This is a genomic window from Streptomyces colwelliae (assembly GCF_048158785.1).
In the GTDB taxonomy this organism is placed as follows: domain Bacteria; phylum Actinomycetota; class Actinomycetes; order Streptomycetales; family Streptomycetaceae; genus Streptomyces.
Genome location: NZ_JBLTJC010000187.1, coordinates 1 through 19,865 on the forward strand (window position 1 = coordinate 1; position 19,865 = coordinate 19,865).

14 protein-coding genes and 1 pseudogene are annotated in these 19,865 nt (G+C 69.0%); 7 read left to right on the forward strand and 8 right to left on the reverse strand.

Annotation, left to right across the window (positions count from 1 at the left end):
• The coding region (locus tag ACNFOC_RS31770) for a hypothetical protein (protein WP_416962512.1) at positions 1-343 on the reverse strand (343 nt) is incomplete at its 3' end.
• Positions 344-350: 7 nt separating this feature from the next.
• Here ACNFOC_RS31770 and ACNFOC_RS31775 point away from each other — a divergent pair.
• On the forward strand, positions 351-842 hold the full coding sequence (locus ACNFOC_RS31775) for a hypothetical protein (RefSeq protein ID WP_416962513.1): 492 nt from the start codon (positions 351-353) through the stop codon (positions 840-842).
• Positions 843-853: 11 nt separating this feature from the next.
• On the opposite strand, the gene ACNFOC_RS31780 is transcribed toward ACNFOC_RS31775, so the two are convergent.
• The 3 genes from ACNFOC_RS31780 to ACNFOC_RS31790 form a co-directional block, all read right to left on the reverse strand.
• Positions 854-3,190 carry a trypsin-like peptidase domain-containing protein gene (locus ACNFOC_RS31780; RefSeq protein WP_416962509.1) on the reverse strand — a complete coding sequence of 779 codons (2,337 nt, stop codon included), beginning with the start codon at positions 3,188-3,190 and terminating at the stop codon, positions 854-856.
• Positions 3,191-3,192: 2 nt separating this feature from the next.
• Positions 3,193-4,212, reverse strand: coding sequence for a trypsin-like serine peptidase (locus ACNFOC_RS31785; protein ID WP_416962502.1), 1,020 nt, complete (start codon positions 4,210-4,212; stop codon positions 3,193-3,195).
• 644 nt (positions 4,213-4,856) lie between these two features.
• Positions 4,857-6,329, reverse strand: coding sequence for a SulP family inorganic anion transporter (locus ACNFOC_RS31790; protein ID WP_416962510.1), 1,473 nt, complete (start codon positions 6,327-6,329; stop codon positions 4,857-4,859).
• A 463-nt stretch (positions 6,330-6,792) separates the two neighbouring features.
• Here ACNFOC_RS31790 and ACNFOC_RS31795 point away from each other — a divergent pair, with 463 nt between their 5' ends.
• Entirely contained in the window at positions 6,793-7,197 is a 405-nt protein-coding gene (locus ACNFOC_RS31795) for a MerR family transcriptional regulator (RefSeq protein ID WP_416962503.1), read from the forward strand.
• Positions 7,198-7,357: 160 nt separating this feature from the next.
• Here ACNFOC_RS31795 and ACNFOC_RS31800 read toward each other — a convergent pair whose 3' ends face one another.
• Positions 7,358-7,972 (reverse strand): TetR/AcrR family transcriptional regulator, encoded by a 615-nt coding sequence (locus ACNFOC_RS31800; RefSeq protein ID WP_416962504.1) that lies wholly within the window; start codon positions 7,970-7,972, stop codon positions 7,358-7,360.
• A gap of 206 nt (positions 7,973-8,178) precedes the next feature.
• On the opposite strand from ACNFOC_RS31800, the pseudogene ACNFOC_RS31805 reads away from it, so the two are divergent.
• Together ACNFOC_RS31805 and ACNFOC_RS31810 are read left to right on the forward strand one after the other, a co-directional pair.
• Positions 8,179-9,666: pseudogene (locus ACNFOC_RS31805) on the forward strand (MDR family MFS transporter); the annotation flags it as partial.
• A 105-nt stretch (positions 9,667-9,771) separates the two neighbouring features.
• Positions 9,772-10,650: a tetratricopeptide repeat protein gene (locus tag ACNFOC_RS31810; RefSeq protein ID WP_416962511.1), complete on the forward strand. Its 879-nt coding sequence runs from the start codon at positions 9,772-9,774 to the stop codon at positions 10,648-10,650.
• Here the strand turns inward: ACNFOC_RS31810 and ACNFOC_RS31815 are convergent.
• Together ACNFOC_RS31815 and ACNFOC_RS31820 are read right to left on the reverse strand one after the other, a co-directional pair.
• On the reverse strand, positions 10,640-11,479 hold the full coding sequence (locus tag ACNFOC_RS31815; RefSeq protein WP_416962505.1) for a carbohydrate ABC transporter permease: 840 nt from the start codon (positions 11,477-11,479) through the stop codon (positions 10,640-10,642). The genes ACNFOC_RS31810 and ACNFOC_RS31815 overlap by 11 nt on opposite strands.
• Before the next feature lie 3 nt (positions 11,480-11,482).
• Positions 11,483-12,325, reverse strand: coding sequence for a carbohydrate ABC transporter permease (locus tag ACNFOC_RS31820; protein WP_416962506.1), 843 nt, complete (start codon positions 12,323-12,325; stop codon positions 11,483-11,485).
• A 173-nt stretch (positions 12,326-12,498) separates the two neighbouring features.
• On the opposite strand from ACNFOC_RS31820, the gene ACNFOC_RS31825 reads away from it, so the two are divergent.
• Complete coding sequence (locus ACNFOC_RS31825; RefSeq protein WP_416962507.1) at positions 12,499-14,481, forward strand: ATP-dependent DNA helicase; 1,983 nt, start codon at positions 12,499-12,501, stop codon at positions 14,479-14,481.
• Positions 14,482-14,693: 212 nt separating this feature from the next.
• Here ACNFOC_RS31825 and lexA read toward each other — a convergent pair whose 3' ends face one another.
• Positions 14,694-15,473, reverse strand: a complete 780-nt coding sequence (gene lexA, locus ACNFOC_RS31830) for a transcriptional repressor LexA (RefSeq protein ID WP_026151025.1) — start codon at positions 15,471-15,473, stop codon at positions 14,694-14,696.
• Positions 15,474-16,038: 565 nt separating this feature from the next.
• On the opposite strand from lexA, the gene nrdR reads away from it, so the two are divergent.
• On the forward strand, positions 16,039-16,590 hold the full coding sequence (nrdR, locus tag ACNFOC_RS31835) for a transcriptional regulator NrdR (protein WP_363101491.1): 552 nt from the start codon (positions 16,039-16,041) through the stop codon (positions 16,588-16,590).
• Positions 16,591-16,754: 164 nt separating this feature from the next.
• A complete protein-coding gene (locus ACNFOC_RS31840; RefSeq protein ID WP_416962508.1) occupies positions 16,755-19,655 on the forward strand; it encodes a vitamin B12-dependent ribonucleotide reductase in 2,901 nt (966 codons plus the stop codon).
• Positions 19,656-19,865: the final 210 nt, after the last annotated feature.

The following is a 19,865-nucleotide window of genomic DNA, read 5'->3' on the forward strand; positions in this document are numbered from 1 at the left end:
CGGCAACTCGGCGGACTCCCGCGCCCACCAGAACACCAGCTACGGAGGCACGGTCGCGCTCAGTTCGGTGGTGGGGCAGGAGTTGGGCGACGGTCGACTTGCCGGCGCCGATCACCTCCGCAGTCGTCCCGTGGACCGGTCCATGACCTGGCTGCCGCGCAGCCTGCGCTCCCGGATCACCGCCGCGGTCGTCCTGCTGGTGACCGTCGTGGTCGCGCTCGCCGGGCTGGTCATCGTCTCCCGGATCGATCACCGCGACCGCACCGACGTCGACCGCCAGCTCGCCGCGCGTGTCGAGAAGGGCGATCAGGACGCCGACAAACTCCGCGACCAGGGCGACCATCCGAGCGGTGACCCACGCGCTGGCCTCCGCGCTCCTGTTCGCCTCGGTCGGCATGGTCCTGGGTCTGGTGTCAGGTTTCCTGCGCTGGCTTCAGACACCCGCGCCGGCGGACGACTCCACGTCCCCGAGGATCCTGCTGCGCGGGGACCGGAGGCTGGTCGCCGGGTGGGCTCTGATGATCGCCGGGGGAGCCGGGCTCGTCATGGGCTTGATCATGGCGAACTCGTCGACCGGCCGCGGGCAGGTCGCCCAGGCCAGCGTGCTCCTCGTCGTCCTGGCCCTGTGGGTGCCCATCGCCGTCCGTCCCTGGCCACGGTATGTCGTGGCGCGCTCCTGGCTGTGGCTCCGGGGTGATCTTCCACGTGACCTCATGGGGTTCCTGGAACACGCCCACAAGGTGTCGGCGTTGCGGCAGGTGGGCGGCGTCTACCAGTTCCGTCACAAGGACGTGCAGGAGTACCTGAGCGGGTCGCACGCCGACGCGAGCACGCGGTCCTAGCTCGCTGGGTGTCAGGAGCCTGCGAGGAATCCGGTCAGTGCGGCTTTCGCCGTGTCGAGCGCGAGCAGCACGGTTTCCGCGGCGTCCTCCGACCGGTCCGCGAACAGGCCGGCCGCCGGCTCACGGGCGAGCGCGTCCGGATCGCCGAGGGCACACCACCGTTCGACGTCGTCCGGGGCCGGTCCGGCCGTCGACGCCAGCGCGCGGAACGGCGCTGCCAGCGCCGTGCGCACCACGTGGGTCCCCGGATCCCCGGTGCCGTCCGAGAGAGCGGCCCGGGCACGCAACAGCGCGAGACCACCGCCGGGCACGGTGCCGTACCGCAACGCGGCCCGCGCCGTGTGCGCCGCCCGTTCGACCGACTCGGTACGGGCCGCGATCGCCGCTTCCGTGTCCGCGCCGACTGCCAGGGACACGGCGCGCGAGGTCAACCAGGCGACCTGTTCCTCCAACGCCGACCGTTCGTCGTCGGAGGCCGCCAGGTCCAGCAGCGCGCGGGCGGAGACGGTCCACCGTTCCAGCATGCGCGCATCCCCACCGCCGCCCACCAGCACCGTCTCCGACGCGGAGACCACCGCCAGGTCGACCCGGCCCAGGACGTCGAACCAGGCGGTGCCCGGGAGCACGCCGGAACTCTCCGTCAGCGCCGTGGCCCCGGTCAGCAGGGCCAAGGACCGCAGACGCAGGTGCCCTTGCCGCCCGGCGGGGACACGGACCACCGTCGGCACCGGCCCGTCCGCCGGATCGCGCAGGGCCCGCAGCAGACCGCTCCGCGGATCGGAGGCGTCCGCGGTGGTGAGGACCAGGAGGGGTCTGCCCTCCCTGCCGAGACGGTCGCGCAGCCTGCGGAAGGCCTCGCCGTCGCCCGTCACCGAGTCGAGCAGCAGCACATACGGCTTCTCGAGCCGGGTCCGGCGGGTCCAGGCGTCCGTTCCGGGGGCGTCGGCGGCGTAGGGGAACGCGTATCCGGCGGGCAGGCGAAGGCCTTGGCGTACGGTCGGCTTCTCGATGGCCCGGGTCACGCCGGGTTCGCAGACCAGGACGCCGTACGGGCCGGCGAGCAGTGCCGCGGCCGATGCCGCCTCGGCCGCCTCCGGGTCTGCCGTCGCACCGCGGGCGACCGCGTCCGGACGGGAACACGGCACCGCCAGATCGGCCAAGGCGGCGCGGGCCAGGTCCAGCGCGTCGACGGATTCCCGGAGCAGTTCTCGGGATCCGCTGCCCCTGGCACGCTGGTCGGCCGCCTCCCCGATCAGGGCCGCGGTGAGGACCGCCGCGGTCAGCGCTCCGTCCCCGGACGCCGCGTCCATCGCGCGGGCGGCCTCTACGACCGGATCGATGCCGGGAACCGCTCGGGGGTCGGCGGTCCGGAAGCATGCGGCCACCTGCCGGGCGCTGGTCACCCTGACGGGCTGACCGTCCGGACCCAGCACGGTGGCATCAGGGGGACGGGAGCCGAGCAGGGCGCTCATGGCAGCTCCGACGGCCCGTGCGCCGCCGCCCGGTGTCGCGTCGCCCCCGCTCCGCCGTATCCCCGAATCCTCCGGCACCCGGACGCTCGGAAGCGGGCGGGCGAGGGCATCGCGCAGCAGCTCGGCGTGGCGTCCTGCCAGGATCCGGGAGGCGATGAGGGAGGTGGGGATGCCCTGGTTCTTCGTGCGGTCGTGATAGCCGTGGTGCATGGCCACCAGACAGCCGTCCTCGGTGACGAGGGGGCCGCCCGACGAACCTCGCAAGGTGTTCGCGGCCCGGTACCGGACACGGCTATCGCCGGAGCGCAGGTCCTTCTCGGCCTTGCTGTAGTCCAGCAGAAGCCGCAGAGGGAAGTGGAAGAGACTCAACGGGCCGCTGCCGAAGGCGTAGTCCTCATCGAACGGCTTGTAGTAGGCCCTGGGACGCAGGAGGCCGTTCGGCTCCACCACATGGGGTGGATGCTCGGCGAGGCGCACAAAGGCGAAGTCCAGACCGCCCTCGGCGGTCTTCACGCCCGGTTGCTCCGGGTCGTCCGGGGCGGGTGGGCTGGAGTCGAGAAGCTCGATGAGGGGAATGCGCACAGCGTCCTGTGCGGCAGCATGCCCCGGATCGTCGTACCGGGGGAACACGGCCACCATCCCGGCCACCGGTCCGGCACCGGACGCGCCGAGTGACAGCCGGACCGCGTGACTCACGGTGAGCAGCAGGGCGGGCCCGACCAGGAAACCGGTGGCCACCTGACTGCCGCCGCGCTCCAGACGGGCGACCCGTGACTCGGCCTCGGCGAGTCTCGCCCTGGCGTCCTGGGTCGAGTGCATTCCGGCACCGGCCTTGGTGACCGCCTGGAGCGCGGGACCCGAGTCCGGAACCTCCATCGTCACGAGGCGCGCTTGCGGATGAGGCGGGCCACGTCCGCGGCGGGCACGGCGTAGTTGCGCTTCCCCGGCAGCCCCTGGAAATGGAGGCCGAGCGCCCGGCCGGTGTCCAGGTCCACGACGACGGAACCGGAGTTGCCGCCGAGGGTCGTCGCGTCGTGATGGATCCACCGGTTGCCGTCGAACGAGATGAGCTGCCCCGGAGCGAGCCGCTTGCACTCGAAGATGTTGTTGAAGATGCGCGTGCGGTCCTCCGGGTCGTCGTGCCGCCCGGTGTCGGGATAGCCGATCACCCCCACCCAACGGCCCACGGCGAGACCGTCCTTGCCCTTGGCCAGCTCGATCGGCGGCGGCAGGGACTCGCCGCTCTCACTGGTCGGAGCGAGCCTGAGCAACGCGGCGTCACAGAAGGAGGAGTCCGGCTCGATCCAGACCACCTCTGTCACCTTGAACCGTGATTCGTGCCTCGGGCGGCCGTGCTCGTGGAGCCAGTCGACGTAGGCGTGCACCTGGGCCATGGGGTTCGCGCGGAACCTGAAGCCGCCGCGGCCCCTCTTCGCGAACTTCTCCGCCACGTGGCGGTTGGTGACGGCGAGATCTTCGGCCACCATCCACGCGGTTCCCACCCACGTCATGTTGTGGTTGCGCAGATCGATCCGTCCCACGCTGGGAATGACGCCCTCGAGGCGGCGCCGAGCGGCCTTCACCTTGGCCGCGACCACGAGGCTCTCGGCTTCGTTGTCGGGGGCGTCGGCCACGGTGGCGAAGGTGTTGCGCCGCACCAGGTAGACCGGCCTGCCGAACCGTCTGACGATGGACTCCAAGCCGCTGTCATCGCCCTGCCAGGTACCCTCGGCCATCTCCTTGACGGCGCCGGCGGCCCGGTCGACGTCCAGGATGCCTTCCAGCGCCCCGACACTCTCCAGACCCCCCGACGTCGAGACCGCGTCCCTGATCTCCTCGAAGCGGTCGAGGAACTCCTCCCTCACCTCGGCGTCGGCGAAGATCTGCGTGTACTCCATGTCTGCCCCCGTCGGTGCGGTGCTGCCGGGACGGACACGCTACTGGGTGACGGACCGGACACGCAGCGGCATGAGAGAGCGTCAAGTCCCGTTGAGGCGTGGGGTGGGGAAGTCCGCGAACTGGTCACCCTTCACCCTGGTACTGACACGAGCGGTGGTGAGGTCCATGGCCGCGTCGTATCCCGGCCGTCGAACCAGCCCTCGAACCGGCCCTCGAACCGGGTCAGATGAGCCTCCTACGGCCCCTGTTACCCCTAAGTGACCTTCCGGCTGCCAGAGTTGGGTCATGCGAGTACTGATCGTGGAGGACCACAAGGATCTCGCGGAGAGCGTCGCGAGGGGCCCGGTGTCTGCGCGCATCGCCGGAACGGCCGTCAGCGTGACTACGTCCGCCTCGCTCCCGAACCCTGCGGCAGCAAGCCCTCTGCCCTGGCGCGGGGAGAACCGGTACCGGTCGATGACCGGACCGTCGACGAGCGGGGCTTGGGATCGGGATATCGGATATCGGGATCGCCTCGGCCGGGCGCTCGTCCGTGCTCTGCGCGCGTGCGGCGGTGAACCGCACCGGGGAGACGGCAACAGGGAGTGGGCGCCTGTCGGTGGCCGGAACTGCTGGCGCCGTATCGGATGAGTTTGCGCTCCGGTCAATGGCCGCCGCTGAGTTCGCCGCTGAGGGTCTTGTGGATGTGTGCGCTGGGCTCGTTCAGGCTGATGATCTCGACGGTCTTGCCGCGCTGGGCGTACTTCGTCTCGATGGCGTCGAGTGCGGCCACCGAGGAGGCGTCCCAGATGTGTGCGGCGGAGAGGTCGATGACGACCTTGTCCGGGTCGGTGGCGTAGTTGAACCGGCCGACGAGGTCGTTGGAGGCGGCGAAGAAGAGTTCGCCGGTGACCGAGTAGACGACCTGCGTGCCGTCGGGGTCGGTGACGGAGGTGACGTCGGCCAGGTGGGCGACACGCTTGGCGAAGATGACCATGGCGGTGACGCTGCCGACGACGACGCCGATGGCGAGATTGGACGTGGTGACCACACAGGCGACGGTGACCACCATGACGGTGATCTCTCCGGCGGGCATCCGCCTGAGGGTCTTGGGCGCGATGGAGTGCCAGTCGAAGGTCGCGAAGCACACCATCACCATGACAGCGACCAGGGCGGCCATCGGGATGTCGGAGACGACCGGGCCGAAGACGACGCACAGCACCATCAGGAACGCACCGGCCAGGAACGTCGACAGCCGGGTGCGGGCGCCGGAGACCCGTACGTTGATCATGGTCTGGCCGATCATGGCGCAGCCGCCCATGCCGCCGAAGAAGCCGGTGACGATGTTCGCGATGCCCTGGCCGATGGACTCGCGGGTCTTGTTCGAGTGGGTGTCGGTGATGTCGTCGACGAGCTTGGCGGTCATCAGCGACTCCATCAGGCCGACCAGGGCCACGGCGAGCGCGTACGGCGCGATGATCTTCAGTGTCTCCAGGGTGAACGGCACGTCCGGCAGGCCCGGCACCGGCAGCGAGGACGGCAGGTCGCCCTTGTCGCCCACGGTCGGCACCGCGATCCCGGCGGCGACGGTGATGGCGGTGAGGACGACGATGGACACCAACGGCGCCGGGATCACCTTGGTGACCTTCGGGAAGAACACCATCAGGGCCAGGCCGGCGGCGAGGAGTGGATAGACGGCCCAGGGCACGTCGTGCATCTCCGGCACCTGCGCCACGAAGATGAGGATGGCGAGGGAGTTGACGAAGCCGACCATCACCGAGCGCGGCACGAACCGCATCAGCTTGGCCACGCCGAGCGCGCCGAGGACGATCTGGAAGACACCCGCGAGGATCACGGCCGCGACCAGATAACCGAAGCCGTGCTCGCGGTTGAGCGGACCGATGACCAGGGCGACGGCACCCGTGGCCGCGGAGATCATGGCGGGTCGGCCGCCGACGACCGCGATGGTCACGGCCATCGTGAACGACGCGAACAAGCCGATCGCCGGGTCGACCCCGGCGATGATCGAGAACGAGATCGCCTCCGGAATCAGCGCGAGGGCGACCACCAGACCGGCCAGCACCTCGGTGCGCAACACCTTCGGCGACAGCCAGGACGGACGGCGGAAGCCGGGCATCCACGCGGCCGGGGACAGTGGGGACGGTGCGGAGGGGGACAAGAGGAGAGGAACCTGTCGTGTTCGGGCGCGCCGCCCGGTGTCACCGTGGGCGCGCAGGGAGGCATGGGGGACGGGCGGGTGGCGATCCACGAAGTCTGCGGGTGGCGGACCGGCGTCGGTGGTCGGCGGCGACGCGACCCGCGAAGGAGCACGTCGCGCTGCGTGTGGGCGAAGGATCACGGCGGGCAGACGGCGGCGCCGGGCATCAGAGACAGGCGCACGCGCTCTCTTGCGGATATCGGTCCTCGCCGGGGGCTTCGTCGGCCCCGACACGGTTGACGGTCACGGGACGACATCCCCGCACCAGAGGAAAGGGCACGGCACACGCCGACCTCAACGCCAGGGAACTCTACCCTAACGTTAGGGTAGAGATCGGCGGCGGTCCTCCGGGGCCGCATCGAGAGACGAGGAAGGCCCCCGCGTGAGCAGCGAGCACATGCAGATCGGTGAGGTCGCCGCACGGACCGAACTGTCGCTGCGCACCATCCGGCACTACGAGGAGACCGGCCTGGTCACCCCCTCGGCCCGTTCCCAGGGCGGCTTCCGCCTCTACACCGAATCCGACGTCGCCCGCCTGATGGTCATCCGCCGGATGAAACCGCTCGGCTTCACCTTGGACGAGATGCGCGACCTGCTGGAAGCCACGGATCGCCTGGACTCCGGCGAGGAACTGCCGGCCGGGGAGCGCGAGGAGTTGCTGGAGCGGGTACGCGGCTTCGAGCGCGCCGCTCAACAGCGGGTGGCGGACCTGCGCACCCAGCTGGCGCGGGCGGAGGAGTTCGCGATCACACTGGCGGAACGCCTGACACGGACCCCCGCGCCCTGACGCAGGGTGGGGCATCGCCCTGGAGGGCACGGTCGTCCTCGCCGAGGAGCTCGCCGTACTGAACCGCGCTGTTGACGCCCTCAATCAGCCGTTCTGATCGGCCAGTTGGGGGCGGGTGGGCGTGAACTCCGGTGAGCGGAACGCCGGTTGGCCGCGCCGCTCACCGGCCGGAGGCGAACGCGTGCCAGCCGTTCTCGAGCAGGTCGAAGGCGTCGGTGACGGCCTGGCGGGGATCGTCGTGGCCGCGGGCCGTGCGGGGGGCTTCGAGGGCGAAGTGGGCCAGGGCGGCGCAGGTGGGATCGTCCGCCGGTAGGCCGCTCTCCTCGGCGATGGCGCGGGCCAGGGCGTTGGCGTGGCGCAGCCACATGCCCTGGACGTAGTCGCGCAGTGCCGGGGTGCTGTTGACCAGGTCGAAGAACGCGGTGAAGCGGGAGTCGCCGCCGGTGGCCGCCATGCGGTGGCGCAGCGCGTGCTCACGCAGGGCCGCGGGGATCGACTGGCCGTGGGGTCGTTCGCGTACGGCCGCGAGCAGGTGTGCCTCCTGGTCGGCGTCCTCGTCGAAGACAAGGGCCTCCTTGACCGGGAAGTGCTTGAACAGGGTGGTGGTGGAGACGTCGGCGGCGTCCGCGATCTCGCGGATGCCCACATCGTCGTAGCCGCGTTCCAGGAACAGTCGCAGGGCGGCGTCGGCGATGGCCTGGCGGGTGGCGGCCTTCTTCCGCTCGCGGCGCCCCAACGGCGCCGCCGGGGCGGGGGTGGTGTCTGTGTCGGGCATACCCGGGACTTTACCCTTCGGTGAATCGGATGCGAAGGTCTAACGGTACAGAAAATGCAACGGTTGCACTTAGTGAGTCGGTGTGCTCTTCTGGAATGGCGGCCCGCGGGGCAGCACGCCGCACCTTCTGGCCTCATCTCCTTCCCCGCCCCCACCCCCTCTCCTTCCTCATCCCGTCCCTTTCTGCCTGAAAGGAGTGATCAGCCATGCCCGCGACTGCTTCTCTCCCCTCCGCCGAGCCGGCCGTGCCGAAGAACGTGCGCTGGGTCCTGCTCGGCGTCATGCTCGCGATGCTGCTGTCGATGCTCGACAACATGGTCGTCAGTACCGCGATGCCCACGATCGTCAGTGACCTGGGCGGTCTGGAGCACATCTCCTGGGTCGTGACCGCGTACACGCTCGTCACCGCCGTGACCACCCCGGTGTGGGGCAAGCTCGGCGATCTGGTCGGCCGCAAAAGCATGTATCTGGCGTCGATCGCCGTGTTCGTCGTCGGCTCCGCCCTGTGCGGGGCGGCCCAGTCCATGGGCGAGCTGATCGCCTTCCGTGTCGTGCAGGGCATCGGCGCCGGCGGCATCGGTGCGGGCGCCTTCGCCCTGATCGGCGCCCTCGTGCCGCCGCGCGAGCGCGGCAAGTACCAGGGCATGACTGCCTCCGTCATGGCGATCGGCACCATCGGCGGCCCGCTGCTGGGCGGGTTCATCACCGGCCACTGGGACTGGCGTTGGGCCTTCTACGTCAACCTGCCGCTCGGCCTGATCTCCCTGGTGTGGCTGGCGCTGATGCTGCGCACACCCGCCCGGCACATCAAGGCGAGGATCGACTGGCTCGGCATCAGCCTGCTGGCCGTCGCCATCACCGCCGTCGTCCTGGCCGCCACCTGGGCGGGGACCACGTATGCGTGGGGGTCCTGGCAGATCCTGTCCCTCGGTGCCGCGGCCGTGATCGGGCTGGTCCTGTTCGTCCGGGTGGAGCAGCGGGTCGGTGAGCCGCTGCTCCCGCTGAGCGTGTTCACCGACCACCGCAACTACCCGCTGGCGATGGCCATGATCCTGGTCGCCGGTGTGGTCATGTTCGGCGGCGGCCTGTACCTGCCGCTGTTCCAGCAGACCGTGCAGGGCGCGTCGGCGACCAACTCCGGGCTGCTGATGCTGCCGATGATGATTCCCGTCGTGGTCGTGTCCACCCTCGCGGGCAAGGTCATGTCCGCCACCGGGAAGTACAAGGTCTTCCCCGTCGTCGGCGCCGCGTTGCTGACCGCCGGCCTCGGGCTGCTGGCCACCATGGACACCGATACCTCGCGCCTGCTGACCGGCCTGTACATGGTGCTCGTCGGCATCGGGCTCGGCTTCACCCTGCAGATGGCCTCCACGATCGCGCAGAACAGCGTCGCGCTGCGGGACATGGGCGCCGCCATGAGCTCGGTCAACCTCTTCCGCACGCTGGGCGGTTCGCTCGGCGTCGCCGTCTTCGGCTCGCTGTTCACCCGCGCCACCCAGTCACACCTGCCGGGCACCGGAGGCACCGACGGCGACGCGAGCGCCCTGGGGAAGCTTCCCGAGGGCGCCAAGGACGCCTACCTCCACGCGGTCGCCGTCGGCACCGGCCACATCTTCCTCACCGGCGCGATCCTGTGCGCCCTCGCCTTCGTCGCGGCGCTCTTCGTCATCGAGGTCCCGCTGAACCGTTCCGGTGCCGCGACGGCCTCCGGGAGATACGGCGGGGTCCGCATGGGACTGCTGAAGTTCTACTACCGATGGGCGGATGCGGCGGATGACCGGTTGCGGTGGCTGCCGGGGATGCCGGCGCCGGAACGGTTTACGGACCGGACGGGGGCGTTGGCGTGGTTTGACCGCGAGCGGGCGGGGCTGGTGGCTGCGGTGCAGTGGGCGCGGGAGGAGCGGTTCGCGGACACGGCGGTGTGGCTGTCCGTGTGTCTGGCGGAGTATCTGGATTGGCGGCGCTTTTTCGACGACAAGGTCACGGTGTGCGGTGTCGCGCGGGAGGCTGCCCACCGCGCCGGTAACCGGGTGGGGGAGGCCATCGCGTGGAACGACCTCGGTATCGCCCTGCAGGAGACGGGCCGGGCGGAGGAGGCTGTCGACGCCCACATGCGCGCCCGAGACTTGTACCAGGCTGTCGGGGACCGCCTCGGCGAGGCCATCGCGTGGAAGAACCTCGGCATCACCCTGCGACAGGCGGGCCGGGTGGAGGAGGCGATCGACGCCCACACTCGCGCCCGAGACTTGCACCAGACGACCGGATACGGCCTCGGCGAGGCCATGGCGTTGGACAATCTGGGCTTGGCTCTGGGGGAAGTGGGCCGGGCGGGGGAGGCGATCTACGCCCACACCCGCGCACGCAATCTCTTGCAAGCCGCCGGCGACCGTCGTCGCGAGGCCGTCGCGTGGAATAGCCTCGGCGCCACCCTGCGTGCCATGGGCCGGGTGGAGGAGGCGATTGAGACGCACGAGAAGGCCCTGGAGCGCTACCGGGAGTTTGAGGACTGGTACGGGACGGGCCAGACCCTCTCCAACTTGGCTTTCGCCCACCAGGACACCGCACGCCCCGCCGAGGCCCGCACCCACTACCTCCAGTCAGCCAACGCCTACACCCGCGCCAACGCCCCCAACGAAGCCGCTAAAGCCCGCACCCGCGCCGAAGCGATCACCCCTTAACAGCCCCACCCAAAGCAAACCCCCCACCCAACCGCCGAGCCACCAGCACATACAACAAAATAACCGGCGTCGAGTAGACAACGGAAAACGCGGCCAGTTGCCCGTAAGCCACCATCCCCCGATTCCCGAAGAACTCATTGATGCTCACGCTCGCCGGCATCTGGTCCGGCGTGAGCAGCAACATGAACGGGACGAAGAAGTTCCCCCACATCATCACGAACGAGAAGACGGTCACCACCGCGACCCCCGGCCCCATCAGCGGCAGAACAATCCGCACGAGGGACTGAAGTGACGACGCCCCGTCAGTCCAGGCCGCCTCCTCCAGTTCCTTCGGTACGCCGTCCATGAAGTTCTTCATCAGCCAGATGGCGAACGGCAGTTGGGACGCGGCGAAGAAGAAGATCGTGCCCTGCATGGTGTCGATGAGATTCACCTGCACGAACAGCGCGTACACCGGCACCATGATCGCCGTGATCGGAAGGCTCGTCGCGAAGAGGATCGCCAGGAGGAAGGGGCGGTTCAGGCGCGATCGGAAGCGGGACAGCGGATACGCCGCCAGCGCCGCGCACACCACCGTCAGCAGCGTCCCGAACCCGCACAGGATCAGGCTGTTGAGCAGGGGCGTGAAGGTGATGTCCGAGTTCAGGATCGCGTGGAAGTTGTCCAGGGTCAGGCCGTCGGGGGCCTTCACCTTGAGGTCCGCGTGGGCGTCGAGGGACGACAGGACCACCCAGAGCAGCGGCAGCGCGAACGTCGCCGCGACCACCAGCAGCCCCGCGTCCGCCGCCAGGCGTCGGCTCTTGCGGCGGGAGGAGAGGGTGAGTGCCATGGGTCAGACCTCCGTTCGCAGCAGGCGCATGTAGATCACCGAGAAGAGCGAGCCGACCAGGAGCAGGAGCAGCGCGACCGCCGTGGCGTAGCCGATCATGCTGTTCTGGAAGGCCTGTTCGTACATGTAGAGGGGGAGGGTCTGGCTCTTGTCTCCCGGGCCGCCTCTCGTCATCACCCAGATCAGACCGAAGACGGACAGGGTCTGGAGGGTGTTCAGCATCAGGTTCGTGCCGATCGAGCGGCGGATCATCGGCAGCGTGATGTGCCACATCCGGCGCCAGCCGCTCGCGCCGTCGACCTGCGCCGCTTCGGTGATCTCCTTGGGGATCTCGTTCAGGGCGGCGGAGTAGACCAGCATCGAGAACGCCGTTCCCCTCCACACGTTCGCGAAGGACACCGCCAGGATCGGGAGCGTGAACAGCCAGTTCTGGGAGGGGAGATGGAGCCAGTCCAGGATGGCGTTCAGGGTGCCTTCGCGGCGGAAGAAGGCGTAGAGGAGGAAGCCCGCCACCACCTCCGGCAGCACCCACGCCGTGATCACGACCCCGCCCGTCAGCGTGCGTACCGGTTTTGACGCGCGCTGCATCAGCGCGGCCAGGGCCAGGCCGATCGTGTTCTGGCCGATCAGGGACGACAGGACCGTGAACACCAGCGTCAGCCATACGGCGTTCAGGAATTCCGAGTCCTTGAAGGCCGTGCGGAAATTCGCGAAGCCGACGAAGGAGGGGTGGGCCTGACCGGTGAGTTGGAGGTTGGTGAAAGCGATGTAGGCGCAGTAGCCGATCGGGACGGCCAGGAAGACCCCAACCAGTCCCGGTCCGCCCCGAACCGAACCAACCCTCATCCGCCCCGAACGGAACCAACCCCCATCCGCACCAAGCCGATCTCCACCCGCACCGACCCGATCCCCACCCGAACAAAATCCACCGTCATCCCAAAGCCCCCGGTCTTGATCCGCCCCCTCTCCTCAGCCTTGATCGCCCGGCTGTCAGTCCCGCCCCGTAGGCTGGTCGCGCTATGACGAAGCCCTCACTCCCTGAACTCCTGCATGCTGCCGTCACTGCCGTCGGCGGTTCGGAGCGCCCCGGCCAGGTGACCATGGCCGAAGCCGTCGCGGAGGCGATCGACGACGCCTCCCATCTGCTGGTCCAGGCCGGCACCGGCACCGGAAAGTCGCTCGGCTACCTCGTGCCCGCGCTCGCGCACGGGGAGCGTGTGGTCGTAGCGACCGCCACGCTCGCGCTCCAGCGCCAGCTGGTGGAGCGCGACCTGCCGCGCACGGTCGACGCGCTGCATCCGCTGCTGCGCCGTCGCCCCCAGTACGCGATGCTCAAGGGCAGGTCGAACTACCTGTGTCTGCACCGGCTCCACGAGGGCATGCCGCAGGACGAGGAGGAAGGCCTCTTCGACCAGTTCGAGGCGGCGGCCCCCACCAGCAAGCTGGGCCAGGATCTGCTGCGGCTGCGCGACTGGACGGACGAGACCGAGACCGGCGATCGCGACGACCTCACACCCGGAGTCTCCGACCGCGCGTGGGCGCAGATCTCGGTGTCCTCCCGTGAGTGCCTGGGCGCCCAGAAGTGCGCCTACGGAGCGGAGTGTTTCGCAGAGGCGGCCCGCGAGCGCGCCAAGCTCGCCGACGTCGTCGTCACGAACCACGCACTGCTCGCGATCGACGCCATCGAGGGCGCCCCCGTCCTCCCGCAGCACGAGGTGCTGATCGTCGACGAGGCCCATGAACTGGTCTCCCGTGTCACCGGAGTTGCCACCGGCGAGCTCACCCCGGGCCAGGTCAACCGCGCGGTGCGCCGTGCCGCGAAGCTGGCCAACGAGAAGGCCGCCGATCAGCTCCAGACCGCCGCCGAGGGCTTCGAGCGGCTGATGGAGCTCGCTCTGCCGGGGCGCCTGGAGGAGATCCCGGAGGACCTCGGTTACGCCCTCATGGCGCTGCGCGACGCCTGCCGTACGGTGATCTCCGCGATCGGTGCCACCCGCGACAAGTCCGTGCAGGACGAGGACGCGGTCCGTAAGCAGGCGCTGGCCTCCGTGGAGAGCGTGCACGATGTGGCGGAGCGCATCACCAACGGCTCCGAGTGGGACGTCGTCTGGTACGAACGCCACGACCGCTTCGGCGCCTCCCTGCGCGTCGCCCCCATGTCCGTGTCGGGCCTGCTGAGGGAGAAGCTCTTCACGGACCGCTCGGTGACCCTGACCTCCGCGACGCTGAAGCTCGGCGGCGACTTCAACGGCGTAGGCGCCTCCCTGGGCCTCGCCCCCGAGGGCACCGCGGGCGACGACCTGCCGCAGTGGAAGGGCGTCGACGTGGGCTCACCCTTCGACTACCCGAAGCAGGGCATCCTGTACGTCGCGAAGCACCTCGCGCGCCCCGCGCGGGACGGCGATCGAGCCGACATGCTGGACGAGTTGACGGAGTTGATCCAGGCGGCCGGCGGTCGCACGCTGGGCCTCTTCTCCTCGATGAGGGGGGCCCAACTCGCCGCCGAGGAGCTGCGTTCCCGCATTCCCGAGTACCCGATCCTCCTCCAGGGCGAGGAGACGCTCGGCGAGCTGATCAAGAACTTCGCGGCCGACCCGAAGACCTGTCTATTCGGCACGCTGTCGCTCTGGCAGGGCGTCGACGTCCCCGGACCCAGCTGTCAGTTGGTCGTCATGGACAAGATCCCGTTCCCGCGCCCGGACGACCCGCTGATGAGCGCCCGTCAGAAGGCGGTGGAGGACGCCGGAGGCAACGGCTTCATGGCGGTGGCCGCCACGCACGCGGCGCTCCTCATGGCCCAGGGAGCCGGCCGTCTCGTCCGTGCGTCGGGAGACCGAGGCGTGGTCGCCGTCCTCGATCAACGGCTGGCCACTGCCCGCTACGGCAGCTATCTCAAGGCGTCGCTGCCCGACTTCTGGTACACGACGGACCCCAACCAGGCCCGGAGGTCGTTGGCCGCGATCGACGCGAAGGCGAAGCAGGAGGAAGCCGAATCGGAGTGATCCGGGGCGGTCGGAGTGGTCCGGGGCGGTTCGGACTGATCCGGGAGGGTGTTGGCCCAGCGCACCGGGCTGACACCGGAGCGCACCGGGCCGCCACCGGATCGACGACCTGCCGCCACCGTGGTCCGGACAGCACAGGACCCCGGAACCGGCGCAGGGGTCCCGGGGTCCGGTCAGGGGGCCGGGCCCGATGGGCCCGCCCGCCGCAGCCGTCACACGCGCCGCAGCACTGCCACCACCTTGCCGAGGATCGTCGCGTCGTCGCCGGGGATCGGCTCGTAGGCCGAGTTGTGCGGGAGGAGCCAGACGTGGCCGTCCTCGCGCTTGAAGCGCTTGACGGTGGCTTCGCCCTCGAGCATGGCGGCCACGATGTCGCCGTTCTCCGCGACCGGCTGGCGGCGCACGGTCACCCAGTCGCCGTCACAGATCGCGGCCTCGATCATCGAGTCACCGACGACCTTGAGGACGAACAGCTCGCCGTCACCGACCAGTTGGCGGGGGAGGGGGAAGACGTCCTCCACCGACTCCTCGGCGAGGATCGGACCACCGGCGGCGATCCGGCCCACCAGCGGGACGTACGACGCGGCCGGCTTGCCCGCGGTGTCCGTGGGCTGCACCGACGACGACTGGTCGGAGCCGCGGACCTCGTACGCGCGCGGGCGGTGCGGGTCGCGGCGCAGGAAGCCCTTGCGCTCCAGTGCCATCAGCTGGTGTGCGACCGAGGACGTGCTGGACAGGCCCACGGCCTGGCCGATCTCGCGCATCGACGGCGGGTAGCCTCGCCGCTGCACGGAGTCCCTGATGACCTCGATCACCCGGCGCTGCCGGTCCGTGAGCCCTGAGCTGTCCGCCCGGATACCGGGAGGTCGGCCCGGTAGGGAGCGCTTGTGTCCCTCGGGATTCGCGGCTTCGTTCATTGCATGCACCGGCTCGAGTCGGCCCTGGGAGCGATCCTGGGCAGTGATGGTGGCGCTGTCTGCGGTGGTGGTCACGTCGGCCCCTCTCGATGGTCTCCCTGCTGGACAACGGTAGTTGCTTTCGAAAGGTTGCGCCAAACACACGTTCGAGTGAAAAAGTACAGATAGCCTGTCGCGATCATGCGTCTGGGTGTATGGCTAACGCGGCACCTGGCGGACAAAAGGGCTCATTGTTGTACTCTTCGCCGCCGGGGCGGTGACCTCGTAGGTTGTCGCCTCAGTCTGCCACCCGGTGTCCCGGCGATCGGGGGCCGGTCCCGTTCTGTGCGGGAGCCCCACGTCTCCTCCGTGCCGCGCTCACGGTATCTCCGTAAGTGGCTTGGCGGTACGGCTGTGCGCCCGCGTGTTCGGGGTGGCGGGACGGTCGTATGGCACATGCCAATACGGGCGCGACACGCGCGTGCGGCGTGTTTGTGTGAGTCAATCACCACATCTAGTGGTTGGATTGCGGCAGCAGCCCAGAAGTTGTGGTCCCCCGGGTCTCCAGAGTCCGGGTCATCGCCTATGCTTGGGGCTGCTTCGAGAGGCCCAAGGGGTCTCACGAGGCTATTGAGTCTGCTGTGAGGGAGGGTTGGAGACCATGCACTGCCCCTTCTGCAGGCACCCCGACAGCCGTGTCGTCGACAGCCGTACGACCGACGACGGCACGTCGATCCGCCGGCGCCGCCAGTGCCCTGACTGCTCCCGTCGTTTCACGACCGTGGAGACGTGCTCGCTCATGGTGGTCAAGCGGTCCGGAGTCACCGAGCCTTTCAGCCGTACCAAGGTCATCAACGGTGTGCGCAAGGCATGCCAGGGACGGCCTGTCACCGAGGACGCACTCGCCCAGCTCGGCCAGCGGGTCGAAGAGGCAGTGCGGGCCACCGGAAGCGCCGAACTGACCACCCATGACGTCGGGCTGGCCATACTCGGCCCGTTGCAGGAGCTCGACCTCGTCGCGTATCTGCGATTCGCCTCCGTCTACAGGGCGTTCAACTCGCTCGAGGACTTCGAGGCCGCGATCGTGGAACTGAGGGAAGCGACGCCAGGCCCCGCCGCGGACGACGAAGACGCGGTATCGGGGAGCCAGGAAGACGACGGCGGGACCGGGGGGACTGTTCAGGTCCCCGTGCCCGCCCACTCCGCCGACTGACCGACGGGCCGGAACCGGGCGGAGACCCCGGGTCCGGCCGGGCGGCGGCGTACCAGGACTTGTTGCGGGGCCATGAGCTGTGGGCGCCCGCAGCATCAGACAAACACTCTGCCACGGGAACATCGTGGCATTTTCGGGCGTTTTTGCCTGTAGAGGGAGGCGGCATGACAGAGACGGCGAGCGGTCCGGCACGAGGTTCCCGCGCGAAGGGCACCAAGACCACCAAGGGACTGCGCATCGAGCGTATTCACACCACCCCCGGCGTGCACCCGTACGACGAGGTGGAGTGGGAGCGTCGTGACGTCGTCATGACCAACTGGCGCGACGGCTCGGTCAATTTCGAGCAGCGTGGCGTCGAGTTCCCCGCCGAGTGGGCGGTGAACGCGGTCAACATCGTCACCAGCAAGTACTTCCGCGGTGCCGTGGGCACCCCGCAGCGCGAGGTGAGCCTCAAGCAGCTCATCGACCGCATCGTGAAGACGTATCGGAAGGCCGGCGAGGACCACAAGTACTTCGCCTCGCCCGCCGACGCCGAGATCTTCGAGCACGAGCTGGCGTACGCCCTCCTGCACCAGGTCTTCAGCTTCAACAGCCCCGTCTGGTTCAACGTCGGGACCCCGCAGCCCCAGCAGGTCTCGGCCTGCTTCATCCTGGCCGTCGACGACTCCATGGAGTCGATCCTCGACTGGTACAAGGAAGAGGGCATGATCTTCAAGGGCGGTTCCGGCGCCGGCCTGAACCTGTCCCGCATCCGCTCCTCCAAGGAGCTGCTCTCCTCGGGTGGCAACGCCTCCGGTCCCGTTTCCTTCATGCGCGGCGCCGACGCCTCCGCCGGAACCATCAAGTCCGGTGGCGCCACCCGCCGCGCGGCCAAGATGGTCATCCTGGACGTCGACCACCCCGACATCGAGGACTTCATCCAGACCAAGGTCAAGGAAGAAGAGAAGATCCGCGCCCTTCGTGACGCGGGCTTCGACATGGACCTGGGCGGCGACGACATCACGTCGGTGCAGTACCAGAACGCCAACAACTCGGTCCGTGTGAACAACACGTTCATGAAGGCCGTGGAGAACGGCGACAAGTTCGGCCTGACGTCCCGCATGACCGGCGAGGTCATCGAGGAGGTCGACGCCAAGCAGCTCTTCCGCAAGATGGCCGAGGCCGCCTGGGCCTGCGCCGACCCGGGCATCCAGTACGACGACACCATCAACCAGTGGCACACGTGCCCGGAGTCCGGCCGTATCAACGGCTCGAACCCGTGCAGCGAGTACATGCACCTGGACAACACGTCCTGCAACCTCGCCTCGCTGAACCTGATGAAGTTCCTGAAGGACGACGGCAAGGGCCACCAGTCCTTCGAGGTCGAGCGCTTCGCCAAGGTCGTCGAGCTCGTCATCACCGCGATGGACATCTCCATCTGCTTCGCGGACTTCCCGACGCAGAAGATCGGCGAGAACACGCGCGCGTTCCGCCAGCTCGGCATCGGCTACGCCAACCTGGGCGCCCTGCTGATGGCGACGGGCCACGCGTACGACTCCGACGGCGGCCGTGCCCTCGCCGGTGCCATCACCTCCCTGATGACCGGCACTTCGTACAAGCGCTCCGCCGAACTCGCCGCGGTCGTCGGCCCGTACGACGGCTACGCCCGCAACGAGCAGCCGCACCTGCGCGTCATGAAGCAGCACGCCGACGCCAACGCCGTGGCCCCGCGCGCGGACGACCTGGACACGCCCATCTGGGCCGCTGCCACCGAGTCCTGGCAGGACGTGCTGCGCCTCGGCGAGAAGAACGGTTTCCGTAACTCGCAGGCCTCCGTCATCGCCCCGACCGGCACCATCGGTCTCGCGATGTCCTGCGACACCACCGGACTTGAGCCCGACCTCGCCCTGGTCAAGTTCAAGAAGCTGGTCGGCGGCGGCTCGATGCAGATCGTCAACGGCACCGTCCCGCAGGCCCTGCGTCGCATGGGCTACCAGGAGGAGCAGATCGAGGCGATCGTCGCCCACATCGCCGACAACGGCAACGTGATCGACGCCCCGGGCCTCAAGCACGAGCACTACGAGGTGTTCGACTGTGCCATGGGCGAGCGCTCCATCTCCGCGATGGGCCACGTCCGCATGATGGCCGCCATCCAGCCCTGGATCTCCGGCGCGCTCTCCAAGACGGTCAACCTGCCGGAGACGGCGACCGTCGAGGACGTCGAAGAGGTCTACTTCGAGGCGTGGAAGCTGGGCGTCAAGGCGCTCGCGATCTACCGCGACAACTGCAAGGTCGGACAGCCCCTCTCCGCGAAGACCAAGGAGAAGGAGAAGGTCGAGGTCACCGCCAAGGCGGAGGAGACCATCCGTACCGCGGTCGAGAAGGTCGTCGAGTACCGCCCCGTCCGCAAGCGTCTCCCCAAGGGCCGCCCGGGCATCACGACCTCCTTCACGGTCGGCGGCGCCGAGGGTTACATGACCGCCAACTCCTACCCGGACGACGGTCTCGGCGAGGTCTTCCTGAAGATGTCGAAGCAGGGCTCGACCCTCGCGGGCATGATGGACGCCTTCTCGATCGCCGTCTCCGTAGGCCTGCAGTACGGCGTGCCCCTGGAGACGTACGTCTCGAAGTTCACGAACATGCGCTTCGAGCCGGCCGGCATGACGGACGACCCGGACGTGCGGATGGCGCAGTCGATCGTCGACTACATCTTCCGTCGCCTGGCGCTCGACTTCCTGCCCTTCGAGACGCGCTCCGCGCTCGGCATCCACTCCGCCGAGGAGCGCCAGCGTCACCTGGAGACCGGTTCGTACGAGCCATCCATCGACGATGTCGAGGTCGACGTAGAGGGCCTGGCCCAGTCGGCGCCGCGTGCCCAGGAGTTGAAGGCCGTGGCCGCGCCGAAGGCCGTGGTCGAGGCGGCCAAGCCCGCCCCGCAGCAGGCACACACGAGTGCTGAACTGGTGGAGATGCAGCTGGGCATCCAGGCCGACGCCCCGCTCTGCTTCTCCTGCGGTACGAAGATGCAGCGGGCCGGTTCCTGCTACATCTGCGAGGGGTGTGGCTCGACCAGCGGCTGCAGTTGATCGAGAGCACCTGCTTGAATTGAGCTAGCAGGTCAGGGCGGTGGAGCCGGTATCCCGGCTCCACCGCCCTCGGCATGTCCCGGCCCGCGGCGAATCCGGTTTCCCAGCGGAACGATCAGCGGTTAATCTCCCTCGACGCGCATAGCGCGCGCACAGGGGAGGGTGGGGGCATGGTCGACAATTCTGTCGAGCCCGAAAGAGGTATCAGGG